Below are 15766 nucleotides of genomic sequence, written 5' to 3'. Positions count from 1 at the left end.
CTCGTACGTGGTGCGCCAGACGCTAAAGAGCCGACCCTGGAGTGTCAACACTTTTGTCAACAATCTCATCGACGACTCAGGGACGGCTCGGAACAGCGCAGCTCAGGCCACCGGCGGCGTCCCGTGCGTATGGAACGACTCGATGGTCTTCAACCCCCAGGCCTGCCCCTTCTTCCGTTCCTCCTCGGTCCAGGTCACGAGCGGCCAGTCGGGCGCCAGCACCAGCCGGGTGAGCGGGTTGCACAGCTCGATGCGGTTGCCGCCGGGCTCGTAGACGTAGAGGAAGAACGTCTGCTGGATGGCGTGCTTGTGCGGGCCCGTCTCGATGAACACCCCGGTGTCGATGGCGAGATCGGCCGCGCGCAGCACGTCCTCGCGGGTGTCGGTGGCGAAGGCGATGTGGTGCAGCCTGCCCTCGCTGCCGGTCCAGTCCGAGGTGTAGACGACGTCGTACGACTTGTTCGTGTACGTCAGCCAGCGCGCCGCGATCTTCCCGCTGTCCAGCCGGATCTGCTCGGTGGGCCGGGCGCCGAGCACGTTCTGCTGGAACTCGGCGTTGGCGAGCACGTCGACCGCGAGGAAGTTGATGTGGTCCAACCGCCGTACGCCTACTCCCCTGTTGGGCTTGGCCTGCGGCTGGTTCTTCAGCGCGGGCCGCAGCGCGTCGGGGGCCCGGTAGTGCTCGCTCTCCCAGTAGAGGGCGTGCTCGTGGCCGTCCGGGTCGGTGGTGACGTAGAGCTTGCCGAGGCCGGGTTCGTCCTCGGCCCAGGTGCCGGTGCCGCCCGAGTCCTCGACTGCCTTGATACGGCGGTGCAGTGCCTCCTCGCTGGAGGTGCGCAGGGCGAGCCGGCCGAGGCCGGGCTGCTCGCGGGCGGTGAGGACCAGGCTGTGGTGCTCGTAGTCGTCGAAGGTCCGCAGATAGACCGTGTCGCCGTCCTGGCCGTTGACGGTGAGGCCGAGGAAGTCGGTGAAGAAGGCGACGCTGGCGTCCAGGTCCGGTGTGAACAGCTGGGTGTGGCCGATGTGGGCGATGTCGCCGAGCGGCGGAGTCATCAGTGACCTCCTGAGGGTCGGTCGGCGGCCCGGGGGAAGACGGTGCCGTCGAAGATCTTGCGGGCCGTGCGGACCACGGCGGTACGCAGGGCGCAGGGCGGGCCGTCCGGGGTGACGGCCAGGCTGCTCTCGATGTCCAGGAATCCCGTGGGGTGTTCTATGCGGACGCGATCACTCCCGGGATCGATCACCGCGAGGCCGGCACCCACACTGCCGTCGATCCGCAGGCCCGCTGCCACACTCGCGGCGCCGAGGACCCCGATGGAGGTGTGGCAGTGCACGGGGATGAAGGTGCGGGTGGTGACCGCGCCGCCGTCGCGGGGCGGGGCGAGCAGCGTGAGCTTGGGGACGGTCGCGTCGGACACGTCACCGAGGCCCATCAGACGGCCCGCCTCCAGCCGGATGGTGCGCAGGCGGTCGGCCAGGGCCACGTCCTCCTCCAGGTCCCGGGGCAATTCGTAGCCGGTGACCTTGAGGGAGCCGGCCGCGATGAGGACGGTCGGCATACCGTTGTTCACGCACGTGACCTCGACACCGTCGACGACGTCGACGGCGTTGCCCGTGGGGAGCAACTCCCCGGCGCCCGGCGGGAACTCGATCACCACGGCCGCGGCCGTGCCCGGCACGCCCGAGATGTCGGCGTCCCCCGCGTAGTCGACGCGGCCGCCCGGGGTCGGGAAGGACGCGGTCGCGTAGTCACCCGTGTTGACCATGCGGATCCGGACGGAGGTCTCCTGCTCCCCCGCCGGGACGAGTCCGCGCTCGACGGCGAACGGGCCGACGCCGGCGAGGATGTTCCCGCAGTTCTGACGATCGCTCACCTCGGGCCGGTCGACGGCGACTTGGAGGAAATGATAGTCGACGTCGGCCTTCGGGTCGGCGGAGGGCGAGATCACGGCGACCTTGCTGGTGAGCGGGTGCGCACCGCCCAGGCCGTCGATCTGCCGCTCGTCCGGGCTGCCCATGATCCGCAGCAACAGGTCGTAGCGCAGGGCGGGTCGGGCGGGCAGGTCGTCGGCGAGGAAGTAGGCGCCCTTGGAGGTGCCGCCCCGCATCAGCATGCAGCGCACCTCCTCGGGCAGCGGGGTCACGACCCCTCCCCCGTGTACTCCTCGTAGGACCTGTACTCGACGCCCAGGTTCTTGAGCGTCTCGCGCAACCCGTAGCGGTCCAGGCCCAGTTGGCCGTCGATGAAGGCGGCGCGGGTGGCGGCCTCCTTGGCCTCGCGCGCCACCGCCTTCTCCACCGTCCCGGCCACCCGCTCACGCGGCACGACCACGACACCGTCGTCGTCGGCGAGGATCACGTCGCCGGGGTGGATCACCTGGCCGTCGATGGCGATCGGCACGTTGACCGAACCGCCGGTGGCCTTGACCGTGCCTTGCGAGGAGACCGCGCGGGACCAGGCGGCGAAGCCCATGTCACGCAGCTCCTGGGTGTCACGGATGCCGGTGTTGGTGACGACCCCACGCACGCCGCGCTGCTTCAGGGCGGTCGCGAACAGCTCGCCGAACAGGCCGTCCGTGCACGGGGAGGTGGTGGTGACGACCAGGATGTCGCCCTCGCCGCACTGCTCGACGGCCGCGTGGATCATGAGGTTGTCGCCCGGCCAGCTGAGCACGGTGACCGCGGTGCCCGCGACCCGTACGCCCTGTTGGACGGGGCGAACCGCCGGGCCCAGCAGGCCCGTTCGGCCCATCGCCTCGCTGACGGTGGCCACGCCGTACCGCGCGAGCGCGTCGACGTCCTTGAGGTCCGCCTTCGGCGGGTTGGTGACGATCACGCCGCTCACGCCAGCTCCTTCGCGATCTGCGGGTAGGGACGCATGTACGCCTCGGCCATGGTCTTGTGGGCCAGGCCCAGGTTCGGGCCCGCGTTGCGCTTGAGCTGGACGCCCCGGCGCACGGCGAGGTCGGTGTAGTAGTCCCACAGGTGCTGCTGGGCGCCGAGGCACTCCATGGCCTTGCGCTTGGTCTCCCAGACCTCGGTGATGTCGAGGAGGACCTCGGGCCTGAAGCCGCTCATCTCGGGCTGGTGGGGCTCGAAGTAGAAGACCGGCGGGGCGCCGATGATTTCGCCCTCGCCCGGGTAGCCGATGGCCTGGGCGAGGACCCGGGCCTCCAGGGCCATGCGGTTGGCCGCCGGGTGGTCGCCGTTGTACGGGTCCTCGACCGGGTGGGTGAGCACGACGTCGGGCTGGGTGGCCCGGTAGACCCCGACGAGCTTGTCGGTCAACTCGGCGGTGGGGACCAGCGGGTAGTCGCCGGCGTCGAAGAAGCGGACCTCGGCGCCGAGAGTGGCGGCGGCGCGCTCGGCCTCGTCCCGGCGTATCGCCTTGATCTCGTCGATCTTCCTGCCCTCGCGCCAGGCTTTGGCGGACTCCCCGCGCTCACCGAAGGTCAGACAGGCGATGGTGACCTTCTCGCCCCGGGCGGCGGACAGGGCGATGGCACCGCCGGCACGCCACACGAAGTCCCCGGCGTGCGCGGTGATGACAAGTGTCGAACGTGGATCGGCGGGCGCGCCTGACTGCGTCATTACTCGGATCTCCTTGGCGTTGACAGATGTGCGCCCGCCTCGCAGCGGCTCAGTCGCGCAGCGCCTCGATCACGCTGGTGAGGTGGGCGCGGACGGCCTTCTCGGCCGCCTGCGGATCCCTGGCCCTGATCGCCTCGATCATCGCCAGATGCTCGTTCAGGGAGTGCTGCGGGCGTCCCGGTCGAAGCGCCAACTGAAAGCGGTGCCGCACCAGTTGGGCGTTGAGCCGCTCCAGCAGATCCACGGCGGTCTGCTGGCCGGAGAACTCCCGCACCCTGGCGTGCAGCTCCTGGTTGAGCTCGGAGTAGGTCATCGGCTCACCGTCGGCCACGGCCTTGGTCATCGCCGTGCCCAGCTCGGTCAGCTCGGCGAGCTGCTCGTCACTGGCCAGGGTCGCCGCCTTGGCCGCGCACAGTCCTTCCAGGACCATGCGGCACTCGGTGATGGCGACCGCCTCCTCCACGGTCACCACCCGCACCCGGGAACCCCGGTTGCGGATCCGCTCCACGAGGCCCTGGGCCTCCAGATCGATGAGCGCGGCCCGGATGCTGGCCCGTGTCACACCGAACTGCTCGGCGAGCTCGTTCTCCACCAGCCGCTGCGCCGGTGCCATCTCGCCGTGCAGGATCGCCTGCCGCAACTGCGCGAGCGCATGCTGCTTGGCCTGCTCCCCGGTGCTCGGACGGGCTTCTTTCGGCATCGTTGCCCTCCCTGAGTGAGTGCCTGTCGAACCTAAATCTAGCCAAACACGATTGTCAACAATTTTGTCCGCCGTATCGGCGCATGTGATCCATCGCGCCCGTCGACATACGAGCCTCAGGGGTCCCGGTGCGGGGCGGTCCCGCGGTTCCAGTGCGGCCCGCACGGTGCGGATCAGGGTGAGTCGGTGATCCACGTCCACGAGCAGCGTGCGCCCCGCCGGGCAGGCCGACCGGCCGATGGGTCGCTCCGCGACGGGGCGACTCACTCGACAGCCAGGCCGACAGTCCGGTCACACGTGGCGCCGCGACGACCGGGACCTGCCGTCCGCCACCCCGACGTCAGGTCCGGGCTCCTCGATGACGTCCACTCACATGACGCGACCTGTTCACACGGCGAGCGGGGCCTCGGCGTACGCCATGAAGTCGTGGACCAACCGGCGCAAGAGCACGGCGAGTTGGTCCAGTTCATCGGGGGCCCAGTCGGCCAGGGCCAGTTCGACGCCCCGGCAGCTCGCCTCCCGTACACGCTCCACCGCCTCCAGGCCGGCGTCCGTGAGCTGCACGCGCCGGGCCCTGCGATCCTCAGGGTCCGCGACCCGCACGACGTACCCGTCCCGCTCCAACTGCCGCAACTGCCGGGTGACATGGGATGCCTCGACGGACAGCCGGACCGCAAGCACCCCTGGCCGCACAGGATCGCTCCCGGCGATGTGCCGCAGGACGGTCACGGCGGCCCGGTCGAGATCAAGTCCGGCCATCGCCATCAGCCGCTCATGCTGCCGGGCCCGTCCCGCCAGATAGGTGATCCGGCTCAGCACACGCTCGATCTCGACCACCTTCACCGAGAGGGCCGGCATCGGCGCGGATTTCTGTGTCGACATGAGACCACCCCAACAGTAGTTGCCTAGCTCAAGCAATTGGACAATTTGATTGCTTGACTTAAGTAACTCGCGTATGCTTGCCTAAGTCAAGCAAGCCGTCACGGACGAGGCCCGCGCCAAGCGGACACGGGCCTCTCGCGCCCGACCCGTGGGGACGGGGACGGCGCGGTCTCCGGGTCCGGCGCGTGGACCCACTCCCCCTGTCCCTCGCCGGGCCCGGAGACACCAACTCCCCCCTCCTCCAGAAAGTGAGACACCCCATGGCCACGATGAAGTCCGTCCTCGCCGCGAAGGACAAGGTCGACGTGGTGGACGTCGAACGGCCCGTGCCCGGCCCCAAGGACGCTCTCGTACGGGTCCGGGCGTGCGGCATCTGCGGCACGGACACCTTCTTCCTCCACCTGGGCGGGATGCCCGCCGGCCCCGACGGGTCGATGCGGGCCATCCCGCTCGGCCACGAGCCGGCCGGTGAGATCGTCGAGGTGGGCACCGAGGTGACCGGCCTCGCGGTTGGCAACCGGGTCGTCGTCAACCCCCAGGGCGCGCCGACCGGCATCATCGGCTGCGGCGGCGAACTCGGCGGCATGGACGAGTACTTGCTCATCGAGAACGCCGAGGTCGGCAGAAGCGTCGCCGTCTTCCCCGACGAGATGCCCTTCGACGTCGCCTCACTCAACGAGCCGATGGCGGTCGCCCGGCACGCCGTCAACCGCTCCGGAGCGACGACCACGGACAAGGTGGCCGTGTTCGGCGCCGGGCCCATCGGTCTGGGCGCGGCGATCTGGCTCAAGCTGCGCGGGGTGGGGCACGTGACCGTGGTCGACATCATTCCCGAGCGCCTGGAGACCGCACTGGCAGTCGGCGCCGACGCGGTCGTCAACTCCGCCTCGGAGGACCTCACGGCCCGGCTGAAGGAATTGCACGGTGAGGCCGCCAACGCGCTCGGGCAGCCGCGGGCCGGCACCGACATCTACCTGGACGCCGCGGGGGCGCCGGCGGTCTTCGACTCCGTGATCGCCAACGCCAAGTGGCACGCCAAGCTCGTCATGGTCGCCGTACAGAAAAAGGGCGAGGTGGATCTCGGTGGCATGCTGCGCAGCGAACTCACGCTCATCGCTTCGCAGGGGTATCCGACGGAGATCTTCGAGGTCACACCGGAGCTGGTGGAGCACCGTGAGCGGTTCGCGAAGCTGATCAGTCACCGGGTGCCGTCCACCGAGGTGGGTCGGGCTTTCGAGCTTGCGCTGACTCCCGGGGCCGCGGAGAAGGTCGTCGTGACCTTCGACGCGTAGTCGCACCCATTCTTTTAACTTGCTTAAGTCAATCAATTGCGATTCACTTGAGTAAGTCAAGCAATATCCATCGTTTCTGACGGAGGCCCCGCCATGTCCGACGCCCTTGCCCGACCCGCCGAAGCGGGGACGTCCGCCCCGCCGAAGCCGAACGCCGTGGTGGCGGTACTGGCCCTGGCCGGAATCGTCGTCTCGCTGATGCAGACCCTGGTCATCCCGATCGTTCCCGAGCTGCCCAAGCTCCTGCACGCGGAGGCCTCGGACGCCGCCTGGGCGGTCACCGCGACCCTCCTCGCCGCGTCCGTGGCCACGCCGGTCGTCGGGCGGCTCGGCGACATGTTCGGCAAGCGGCGGATGCTGCTGCTCAGCATCGTGCTGCTGGTGTCCGGTTCGGTGGTCTGCGGCCTCGCCGACTCCCTCGTCCCGATGATCATCGGTCGCGCCCTGCAGGGACTGGCCGCCGCGGTCGTACCGCTCGGCATCAGCATCATGCGGGACGCGCTGCCGGCCGACCGGCTCGCCGGGTCCACCGCGCTGATGAGCGCCTCGCTCGGTGTCGGTGGCGCCCTGGGTCTGCCCGCCGCCGCGTTCATCGCCGACAACTGGAACTGGCACATCCTGTTCTGGGTCTCCGCCACCCTCGGTGCTGTCGCCTTCGCGCTCGTCCTGCTGATCGTGCCGGAGTCGAAGGTGCGTGCCGGGGGCCGCTTCGACCTGGTCGGCTCGCTGGGCCTGTCGGCCGGTCTGGTGTCGCTGCTGCTGGCCGTCTCCAAGGGCGGTGACTGGGGCTGGAGCAGCGGCACCACACTCGGTCTCGGCGTCGCCGCCGTCGTGATCCTGCTGGCCTGGGGCTGGTGGGAGCTGCGCAGCCCGCAGCCGCTGGTCGACCTGCGCACCACCGCCAAGCCGCAGGTGCTGTTCACCAACCTCGCCTCGGTCGCGCTCGGCTTCTCGATGTTCGCGATGTCGCTGGTGCTCCCGCAGCTGCTGCAGCTGCCGTCGCAGACCGGCTACGGCCTCGGCAGGTCCATGCTGACCGTCGGTCTGGTGCTGGCCCCGCAGGGTCTGGTGATGATGGCGATGTCCGCCGTCTCCGCGGCCCTCACCAAGGCCAAGGGACCCAAGATCACGCTGATGGTCGGCGCGCTGATCGTGGCCGCCGGTTACGGGCTCAACATCGTCCTGATGTCCGAGGTCTGGCACCTCATCCTGGTCTCCTGCGTCATCGGCGCCGGTATCGGCTTCACCTACGGCGCGCTGCCCGCCCTGATCATGGGCGCCGTGGACCCCTCCCAGACGGGTGCCGCCAACAGCCTCAACACGCTGATGCGGTCCCTCGGCACCTCCTTCGCCAGCGCCCTGGCCGGCGTGATCCTGGCCCAGATGACCACCGACTTCGGCGGCACCGCGCTGCCCTCGGAGAACGGCTTCAAGGTCGTCATGGCGATCGGCGCGGGCGCGGCACTGCTCGCCTTCGCCGTCGCGACCTTCATCCCGCACCGGCGCCAGACATCACCCCAGGCCGCGACCGACGGAACGGCGGGGCCGGCGGAGGTCGGCGCCAAGGCGTAGGACGGAGTGCACACCCCGGGTCGGCGGCCGTCGCTCCCTCGCGGGGGCGGCGGCCGCTCGGCACCTTGAGGAAGGCCCAGCAGTCGCCCGGGGTCGCGAAGGCGACCACGGCCACTCGGCGCCAGCAGGAGGGCCTCGGACCCGCCCAGGCATAGAGGCCAGGCCCGCAACGACCCCATCCGCCGCCACTCCCTCCCAGCGGCGACAGCCGACCAGCACCCTGAGGAAGACCCAGCGACCGCCCCGGGTCGCGAAGGCGACCACGGCCACCCGGCGCCAGCAACACGCACTCCGACCCACCCCAGCACAGGGCCAGGCCCACAACGACCCCATCCGCCGCCACTCCCTCCCAGCGGCGACAGCCGACCAGCACCCTGAGGAAGACCCAGCGACCGCCCGGGGTCGCGAAGGCGACCACGGCCACCCGGCGCCGGCAGGACGGCCTCGGGCACCGGGTGTCGCGAGGGCGACGGTCGCTGGCCTGACCCACGGTCGGCGGGCGGCAAGGAGGCGAGCCGGACCGACCTGGGGGGCTCTCACCGGGCGGCGGTCACGGGATCGCCGGGGCGGCGAGCAGCACGACCCGTCCCGCCGTGACGTCGAAGCCGAGTACCGGGTGCAGCGGGTCCGACTCCGGAGTCAGCAGCACCGGCTTGCCCAGCCGTCGGCCGACGGCCCGCAGCAGGAGGCACAGCGCGTCGACGCCGGTCTGGCCCTGCAACTCCCGCAGATCCACGTCGAAGTCGATCGTGCCGACCTCGTAAGCCCGAAAGATCGCCAGTACTCCGGGAGTCGGCCATACCTGCAGCGCCGCGTCGACGCCCGGGCTGCGGGCGAGCATGTCCGCGGCCCGCGGCAGCCGGACCGCCACACCGTCCTCGGTGTACGCGTACGACCAGCCCCGCGACCGCACCAGATCGAGGACCGCCTGCCAGTCGTCCAGGGAGGTGCCCGGGACGGTCACGTCCGGGAGCGGCCCCATCAGGTCGGGGTCGAAGAAGTTCTTGACGTCGTCCCACAACAGGTCGGGCATCACGCCATGCTGCCCCGCACTCCGCCCCGGACGCACCCCGATTCCCCTGACGGGAGCCGCAGGTCCGCGCGCGCCCCTTACTTGATCACCGCGTTGGCCACCACGACCACCACCCCCAGCATCGCGTCCACCACCCCGATACCGACCGCGGCCGCCCACGGGCGACGGGACCAGCGGGCCGTGACCAGGCCCAGGGTGAACAGGAGGGTGATGTTGAGGACGAAGGCCGCGTACTCGACGCCGTTCGCGGGCCACCAGCCCCAACCGGCCCCGGCCAGGAGGCCGACCGTCGGCACGACCGCGGCGACCAGGGGCCACTCGTCGGCCAGGGTGCGCAGGGCGTCCCCTCGGCGGTGCGGGGCGCGCTCGGCGATGAAGTGGGCGTAGCCGTGCGCGAGGGCGGAGGCGAGGGCGGTGACCAGGAGCCACGCGGCGTCGTAGCGGCGGCTGTCCCGGGAGGTGTGCCCGTACTGGGTGAGCGCGGCGACCATGGAGCAGGCCAGGACCGAGCCGTAGACGCCGCCGAAGAGGACGGCCTCACGGGTGTCGTGCCGGTCCGCCCGGGACGCGGCGGCCTCGGTGTCCACCATGTCCTCCATGATCACCCGGGCCGCGACGTGCCGCCAGTTCACGACGGAGTGTCCTCCCACCTGCGCCGGCACTCCACACCCTGTCCACGGACTTGCCGGGAACGATCTCGCTAGGGTCGAACCCATGGACCACAGTTTCGTACTGCACATCCCCGACGCCGAGCTCGAGTCCGAGCCTCTCGCCCGGGAGCAGATCGTCTCCGGGACGCCCGAGGTGACCGGGAAGGTGGTCTGGGAGTCGCAGGACGGACGTCAGATCCGGGGCATCTGGCAGATCACCCCCGGCGTCGTCACCGACACGGAGGCGGACGAGCTGTTCGTCGTCGTCAGCGGCTCGGCGACCATCGAGGTCGAGGGCGGCCCGACGCTGCACGTGGGGCCCGGCGACATGGCCGTCCTGCGCGAGGGCGACCATACGACGTGGACGGTGCACGAGACGCTGCGGAAGGCGTACGCGATCAACCTCTGACGGGGCCCTCAAGAGCCTTCGGGCGGGCGCGCCGTGGTCCCCCGGATCTCCAGCACCGGCGCCGCGAGATCCGTACGCCCCGCTCCCCCGCGCCCCTCGAACCGGTCGAGCAGACAGCGTGCCGCGCGACGGCCGACCTCGTGGCTGGCGTTGTCGACGGTGGTGAGCCAGACGTGGCGCAGGCGGGCGATGCTCGTGTTGTCGTAGCCGACGACGGACAGGTCGCGCGGGACGTCGAGGCCCAGTTCCTCGGCGGCCGACACCGCGCCGATCGCGGCGATGTCGTTGAAGGCGAAGACGGCCGTCGGCCGGTCGGGGCGGCTCAGCAGCCGGACCGTCGTGCGGTAGCCGCCCTCCTCGGTCATGTCGCTCGGTTCGACGACCGCCTCCTGCCCGAGACCGTGCGCCCGCATGGTCTCCTGGAAGCTCCCCCGGCGCAGCTCGCCGACCGCCCCGTACCCCGCGATGTGCGCGATCCGGCGGTGACCGAGGCCGATCAGGTGCTCGGTGACCAGGCGGGCGCCGCGCTCGTCGTCGTTGGCGACCACGTCCACCCCCGGCAGCCCGGGCTCGCGCGCGCCGGCCACGACCACCGGGAGGCGTTCGGCCACCGCCCCGAGCGCGCCGGGGTCAGGCAGCGTGCCGACCACGATCAGGCCGTCGACTCCGAGGTCCAGGAAGGGACCTGCCGGGTCCTGGCCGGTACGGCGGTTGAGGCGGGCGTCGGCCAGCAGCATCCGCAGGCCGTTGTCGTGGAGCAGGGAGTTGAGGCCGTCGAGCAGGTCGACGAACCAGGGGTTGCGCAGGTCGTTCAGGAGGACGCCGACCGTGCGGGTGCGCTGCTCGCTGAGGCTGCGGGCGGCGGCGTTCGGCCGGTAGCCGAGCTCGCGCACGGCCCGCAGCACGGCCTCCCGTTTCTCCGGACGCACCTGGTCGGAGCCCCGCAGCACGAGCGAGACCAGCGACTTCGAGACACCGGCCCGGTCGGCCACATCGCGGATCGTCGGCGGTCTCATGAGCATGGACCGTTCCACGAGGCGGTGCGGCTTGTCAAAGGCTTGACAGCGAGCAAATACGGCACCCAAGGTGACCTGGACAGGATATGGAACGGTCCAAAGAGGGGCTCCCCGTGGTCGATACGCTCGGTGTCGCCGTCATCGGATTCGGCTGGATGGGGCGGGTGCACACCCAGGCGTACGCCCGTGTCCCGCACCACTACCCACAGCTTCCCCTGCGTCCGGAGCTCGTGACCGTCGCCGAGGACGTGCCGGGGCGGGCCGAGGAGGCCGCCGCGCAGTTCGGGTTCGCCTCGACGACTCGTGACTGGCGCGAGGTCGCCGCCGACCCACGCGTCCAGGCAGTCAGCATCACCGCGCCCAACTTCCTGCACCGCGAAATCGGTGTGGCGATGGCCGAGGCCGGCAAGCACATCTGGATCGAGAAGCCGGTGGGCCTGACCGGCGAGGACGCCCGCGCGGTGGCCGACGCGGCGGCCAGGGCGGGTGTGCGGAGCGCGGTCGGATTCAACTACCGCAACGCCCCGGCCGTGGAGAGCGCCCGTGCGCTGATCGGCGCCGGCGAGATCGGCGCGGTCACTCACATCCGTGTCCGGCTCTTCAGCGACTACGCGGCCCACCCTCAGGGCGCCCTCACCTGGCGCTTCGAACGTGAACGCGGCGGCAGCGGGGTGCTCGGCGACCTCGCCTCGCACGGCGCCGACCTGGCCCGCTTCCTCCTCGGCGACATCGCTTCCCTCACGGCCGACACCGCGATCTTCGTGCCGGAGCGCGCCCGCCCCACCGGCGCCACCGCCGGGCACACCCTCGCCACCGGGGAGCTCGGCCCGGTCGAGAACGAGGACTACGTCAACTGCCTGCTGCGTTTTACCTCCGGCGCGCGGGGTGTCCTGGAAGCGTGCCGGGTCTCGGTCGGCGAGCAGAACAACTACGGCTTCGAGGTGCACGGCACGAAGGGCGCGGTGTTCTGGGACTTCCGCCGCATGGGCGAGCTGGGCCTCAGCCGCGGCACCGGCTACCAGGACCAGCCGGTCAGTACCGTGTATGTGGGCCCGGGCGACGGCGAGTTCGGCGCCTTCCAGCCGGGCGCGGCCAACGCCATGGGTTACGACGACCTGAAGGTCGTGGAGGCCCACCGCTTCCTGCGCTCGGTCTCGGAGGACCGGCCGTACGGGGCCACCTTGCAGGACGCCGTGCACAGCGCCGTCGTACTGGACGCGATGTCCCGGTCCGCGCAGAGCGGTTCATGGGTGGAGGTGTCGGTATGACGGTCCGGGTGGGGGTGGTCGGGGCCGGGGTGATGGGTGCCGATCATGTGCGGCTGCTGCACGGGTTCGTGTCGTCGGCGCAGGTCGTGGCGGTGGCGGACGTCGACGGGGCGCGGGCGGCGGCGGTCGCGTCCGGCGTTCCGGGGGCGTTGGTCAGTCCCGACGCGTTGTCGCTGATCGCCGATCCCCGTGTGGACGCGGTGGTCGTCGCCTCGCACGACTCCACCCACGCGGAGCTGACCGTGGCCGCCGTGCGCGCCGGGAAGCCGGTGCTGTGCGAGAAGCCGCTGGCACCGACGGTCGCCGAGTGCGTCGAGGTGGTGCGGGAGGACGACGGGGCGGGCGGTGGGCTCGTGTCGGTGGGGTTCATGCGGCGGTTCGACCCGGCGTACGTCGCGCTGAAGGCCGCGCTGGGAGAGGGCCGGTGCGGTCGGCCCCGGGTGGTGCACTGTGTGCACCGGGGGGTGGCCTCGGCACCGGGCGCGGACAGCGAGTTCAGCGTCACCGGGTCGGCGGTCCACGAGTTCGACGTCGTGCCGTGGCTGCTGGACTCCCCCGTCACGGCGGTGTCCTGGCACGCGCCGGAGGGCGGCTCGGCCCCCGGTCTGCGGGATCCCCAGGTGATGCTGCTGCACACCGCCGACGGCACGCTCACCACGGTCGAGACCTTCCTCAACGCCCGTTACGGTTACGAGGTCCGCTGCGAGGTCGTCGGCGAACGGGGCGCGCTCCGACTGGCCGACCCGGCCCTGGTCGTGAGCCATCTGGAGGGCACGCGGTCCACCGCCCACCCGGCCGACTGGCGGCCCCGGTTCGCCGACGCCTACCGGCTGGAGCTCCAGGCGTGGATCGACTCGGTCGTGGCCGGGCGGCCCTCGCCGCTGCCCTCCGCGCGGGAGGGGCTGACCGCGTCCGCGGTGGCCGAGGCGGTGGTCGCGTCGATGCGGGACGGGGGCCGGACCGTGCCGGTTTCCGTACCGGCCGTGTGAGGCGTGCCGCGACGACGCTCCCCCCGCCGGGCGACAGCGAGCCGGCCCCTCGAGAGACGGTCTACGCCGGCATGTTGTACGGCGTCACCACCTGTATCGCCGAAGGCACCGTCGGTCCCGCCGGCGGCAATGCCCCGTGCGCCCGCATCACGATGTGACACGCCTCCCGCATGTCCTGCCGCAGATCATGGTGAAGCACGGCCGACAGGCGATGTTCCCGCAGCAGCCGGTCGTTGTCGTGGTCCAGGTCGTGGGCCACGAACACCGCGCACTCCCTGCCCAGGTCCTCGAAGGCCCGCAGTGTGGCGATGTTGCCGCCGCCGATGGAGTAGACGGCGCGGATCTCCGGATCCCGCTCCAGCGCGGCCCGGACGAGGTCGTACTGCGTGGCGTCGAGGCCCTGCCCCTCGGTGATCTCCACCAGCGCCCGCTCCGGGTACCGGGCGCGCATGGCGCTGCGGAACCCCATCTCACGCTCCTCCTCGTTGCGGAAGAAGCCGCTGCTGAGGCTGGTGAGGACGTTGCCGGGGCGGTCGCCGAGCCACTGGCCCATGAGGTAGGCGGCGGTCGCTCCCGCCGCCCGGTTGTCGATGCCGACGTAGGCGAGGCGGGCCGTGGAGGGCAGGTCGGTGACGAGGGTGACCACGGGGATGCCCGCCTCCGCGAGCCGGCCGACCGCGGCCGTGACCTCGGGGACGTCGGGAGCCTTGAGGATCACTCCCTGGGAACCGCGACGCGCTATCCGGTCGAGGGTCTTCGTCAGTTCCGCCACCGGGCCGGTCTCCCGGAAGTGGAAGCGCGAGCGCAGCACGGCCGGATGCAGCGCGGGCAGTTCGGCCTCCAGAGCGGCGCGTACGGCCGTCGAGAAGCGTTCCGGAGTCTGCATCACTATGTCGATCATGAAGGTGCGGCCGACGAGGCGGACCTGGGTGCGCTGCCGGTCCAGGTCGGTGATCGCCTGGTGGACCTCGCGGGCGGTGTTCTCCCTGACCCCTCCCCTGCCGTTCAGCACCCGGTCGACGGTGGCCTCGCTCAGCCCCGCCTGACGTGCGATTTCCCGGATCGGATAGGGGTGGCCCACGCGTCTGCTCCTTGAGGGGTTTTTGATGGTCGCCTGCTGGTTGTTCGACGGCTTTGTCATGACAAGAATGACAGCGCTGAGTCGCCCCTGTCACCGAGAGGACGCCGATGTCCTTCACCGCCGTACACCGCCGTGCCTGGTTGTCCGAACAGGACTGCGACCTCGACTCGTTCCGCGCGCTCGTCGAGCGGACGGCCGACCCCGCCGACTACCCGTACGCGAGTTCCGTGGAGAGGAACGTCCTGCTGTACGACGCCGAGCGGGTCCGCGGCGCCGAGGACCGCCGGGAAGTGCAGGAGGAACTGGTGCGCGCCCTGACCGACGGCCCCGGGGTCGTGGTCTTCCAGGGGGCGTTTCCCGATCGCGCGGTCGTGGACCGGTTCACCGAGGTGTTCGACTCGCTGATCCGCGAGCAGTACGCGGCGGGCACGACCGCGGGCGACCACTTCGCGAAGCCCGGCGCCAACGAGCGGGTGTGGAACGCGCTGGAGAAGGCCGCACTCTACGACCCGGCGGCGTTCGCCGACTACTACGCCAACCCCGTCGTCGCCCTGGTGTCCGAGGCCTGGCTCGGCCCCGGCTACCAGGTCACCTCCCAGGTCAACGTCGTCAACCCGGGCGGCCTCGCGCAGACCGTGCACCGCGACTACCACCTCGGCTTCCTCTCCGACGAGGTCGCCGCGGCCTATCCGGCGCACGTCCATCGCCTCTCCCCCGTGCTCACGCTCCAGGGCGCGGTCGCGCACTGCGACATGCCGGTGGAGTCGGGGCCGACGCTGTACCTGCCGTTCTCGCAGCAGTTCGAGCCCGGGTATCTGGCGTGGCGGCGGCCGGAGTTCCAGGCGTACTTCAAGGAGCACCACGTCCAGCTGCCGCTCGCGAAGGGCGACGCCGTCTTCTTCAACCCGGCGCTGTTCCACGCGGCCGGCACCAACCGCACCACAAACGTGCGGCGCATGGCCAATCTCCTGCAGGTGTCCTCGGCCTTCGGGCGGGCCATGGAGACCGTGGACCGGGAGGCGGTGTCGAACGCCGTCTACCCGGCGCTGCTGCGCCGCAAGTCGGAGGGCGCCGACGCGCAGTGGCTGGACAACGTGATCGCCGCGAGCGCCGAGGGCTACCCCTTCCCCACCAACCTCGACAGCGATCCGCCGGTCGACGGACTCGCCCCGCACTCGCAGGCCGACCTCGTACGGCTGGCGCTCACCGAGAACTGGAACCCGCGAGTGCTGCGCGACGCACTGCGGGCCGGCGCCGACCGGCGCACGAGCTGAAAGGTACGG

The 15766-nt window shown here is 71.0% G+C and carries 16 protein-coding genes; 6 read left to right on the top strand and 10 right to left on the bottom strand.

The window, feature by feature from the left end:
- Positions 1-102 precede the first annotated feature (102 nt).
- The 6 genes from ABZT06_RS01490 to ABZT06_RS01465 all read right to left on the bottom strand — a co-directional run bounded on the left by ABZT06_RS01490 (position 103) and on the right by ABZT06_RS01465 (position 5173).
- The gene (locus ABZT06_RS01490; RefSeq protein WP_355733117.1) at positions 103-1053 is read right to left on the bottom strand and encodes a catechol 2,3-dioxygenase; all 951 of its coding nucleotides are present in this window, start codon (positions 1051-1053) and stop codon (positions 103-105) included.
- Positions 1053-2144 (bottom strand): 4-oxalomesaconate tautomerase, encoded by a 1092-nt coding sequence (locus tag ABZT06_RS01485; protein WP_355733115.1) that lies wholly within the window; start codon positions 2142-2144, stop codon positions 1053-1055. The genes ABZT06_RS01490 and ABZT06_RS01485 overlap by 1 nt, the downstream gene beginning before the upstream one ends.
- Positions 2141-2845, bottom strand: coding sequence for a 4-carboxy-4-hydroxy-2-oxoadipate aldolase/oxaloacetate decarboxylase (locus ABZT06_RS01480; RefSeq protein WP_355733112.1), 705 nt, complete (start codon positions 2843-2845; stop codon positions 2141-2143). The genes ABZT06_RS01485 and ABZT06_RS01480 overlap by 4 nt, the downstream gene beginning before the upstream one ends.
- Positions 2842-3591 carry a PIG-L deacetylase family protein gene (locus ABZT06_RS01475; RefSeq protein ID WP_355733110.1) on the bottom strand — a complete coding sequence of 250 codons (750 nt, stop codon included), beginning with the start codon at positions 3589-3591 and terminating at the stop codon, positions 2842-2844. The genes ABZT06_RS01480 and ABZT06_RS01475 overlap by 4 nt, the downstream gene beginning before the upstream one ends.
- 49 nt (positions 3592-3640) lie before the next feature.
- Positions 3641-4291, bottom strand: coding sequence for a GntR family transcriptional regulator (locus ABZT06_RS01470; protein ID WP_355733108.1), 651 nt, complete (start codon positions 4289-4291; stop codon positions 3641-3643).
- Positions 4292-4678: 387 nt separating this feature from the next.
- Positions 4679-5173: a MarR family transcriptional regulator gene (locus ABZT06_RS01465; protein ID WP_355733106.1), complete on the bottom strand. Its 495-nt coding sequence runs from the start codon at positions 5171-5173 to the stop codon at positions 4679-4681.
- A gap of 260 nt (positions 5174-5433) precedes the next feature.
- Between ABZT06_RS01465 and ABZT06_RS01460 the strand changes: the two genes are divergently transcribed.
- The gene (locus ABZT06_RS01460) at positions 5434-6465 is read left to right on the top strand and encodes a zinc-binding dehydrogenase (RefSeq protein ID WP_355733103.1); all 1032 of its coding nucleotides are present in this window, start codon (positions 5434-5436) and stop codon (positions 6463-6465) included.
- 93 nt (positions 6466-6558) lie between these two features.
- The gene (locus tag ABZT06_RS01455) at positions 6559-8037 is read left to right on the top strand and encodes an MFS transporter (protein WP_355733100.1); all 1479 of its coding nucleotides are present in this window, start codon (positions 6559-6561) and stop codon (positions 8035-8037) included.
- Between the two features lie 550 nt (positions 8038-8587).
- Here ABZT06_RS01455 and ABZT06_RS01450 read toward each other — a convergent pair.
- Both ABZT06_RS01450 and ABZT06_RS01445 read right to left on the bottom strand, forming a co-directional pair.
- Entirely contained in the window at positions 8588-9070 is a 483-nt protein-coding gene (locus tag ABZT06_RS01450; protein ID WP_355733097.1) for a hypothetical protein, read from the bottom strand.
- Positions 9071-9147: 77 nt separating this feature from the next.
- A complete protein-coding gene (locus tag ABZT06_RS01445; RefSeq protein WP_355734070.1) occupies positions 9148-9660 on the bottom strand; it encodes a hypothetical protein in 513 nt (170 codons plus the stop codon).
- A gap of 124 nt (positions 9661-9784) precedes the next feature.
- On the opposite strand from ABZT06_RS01445, the gene ABZT06_RS01440 reads away from it, so the two are divergent.
- Complete coding sequence (locus ABZT06_RS01440; RefSeq protein WP_355733094.1) at positions 9785-10129, top strand: cupin domain-containing protein; 345 nt, start codon at positions 9785-9787, stop codon at positions 10127-10129.
- 8 nt (positions 10130-10137) lie between these two features.
- Here ABZT06_RS01440 and ABZT06_RS01435 read toward each other — a convergent pair whose 3' ends face one another.
- Complete coding sequence (locus ABZT06_RS01435; RefSeq protein WP_355734067.1) at positions 10138-11145, bottom strand: LacI family DNA-binding transcriptional regulator; 1008 nt, start codon at positions 11143-11145, stop codon at positions 10138-10140.
- Between the two features lie 113 nt (positions 11146-11258).
- On the opposite strand from ABZT06_RS01435, the gene ABZT06_RS01430 reads away from it, so the two are divergent.
- The gene (locus tag ABZT06_RS01430) at positions 11259-12413 is read left to right on the top strand and encodes a Gfo/Idh/MocA family oxidoreductase (RefSeq protein ID WP_355733092.1); all 1155 of its coding nucleotides are present in this window, start codon (positions 11259-11261) and stop codon (positions 12411-12413) included.
- Positions 12410-13402 (top strand): Gfo/Idh/MocA family oxidoreductase, encoded by a 993-nt coding sequence (locus tag ABZT06_RS01425; protein ID WP_355733089.1) that lies wholly within the window; start codon positions 12410-12412, stop codon positions 13400-13402. Before ABZT06_RS01430 ends, ABZT06_RS01425 begins: the two co-directional genes overlap by 4 nt.
- Positions 13403-13463: 61 nt before the next feature.
- On the opposite strand, the gene ABZT06_RS01420 is transcribed toward ABZT06_RS01425, so the two are convergent.
- Positions 13464-14483, bottom strand: a complete 1020-nt coding sequence (locus tag ABZT06_RS01420; RefSeq protein ID WP_355734064.1) for a LacI family DNA-binding transcriptional regulator — start codon at positions 14481-14483, stop codon at positions 13464-13466.
- Positions 14484-14590: 107 nt separating this feature from the next.
- On the opposite strand from ABZT06_RS01420, the gene ABZT06_RS01415 reads away from it, so the two are divergent.
- On the top strand, positions 14591-15757 hold the full coding sequence (locus ABZT06_RS01415) for a phytanoyl-CoA dioxygenase family protein (protein ID WP_355733086.1): 1167 nt from the start codon (positions 14591-14593) through the stop codon (positions 15755-15757).
- Positions 15758-15766: the final 9 nt, after the last annotated feature.

Source organism: Streptomyces sp. NPDC005483 (assembly GCF_040606035.1).
Lineage (GTDB): Bacteria > Actinomycetota > Actinomycetes > Streptomycetales > Streptomycetaceae > Streptomyces.
Note: the sequence above shows the minus strand (reverse complement) of the source record. Positions and strands in the feature narration are given on the sequence as shown.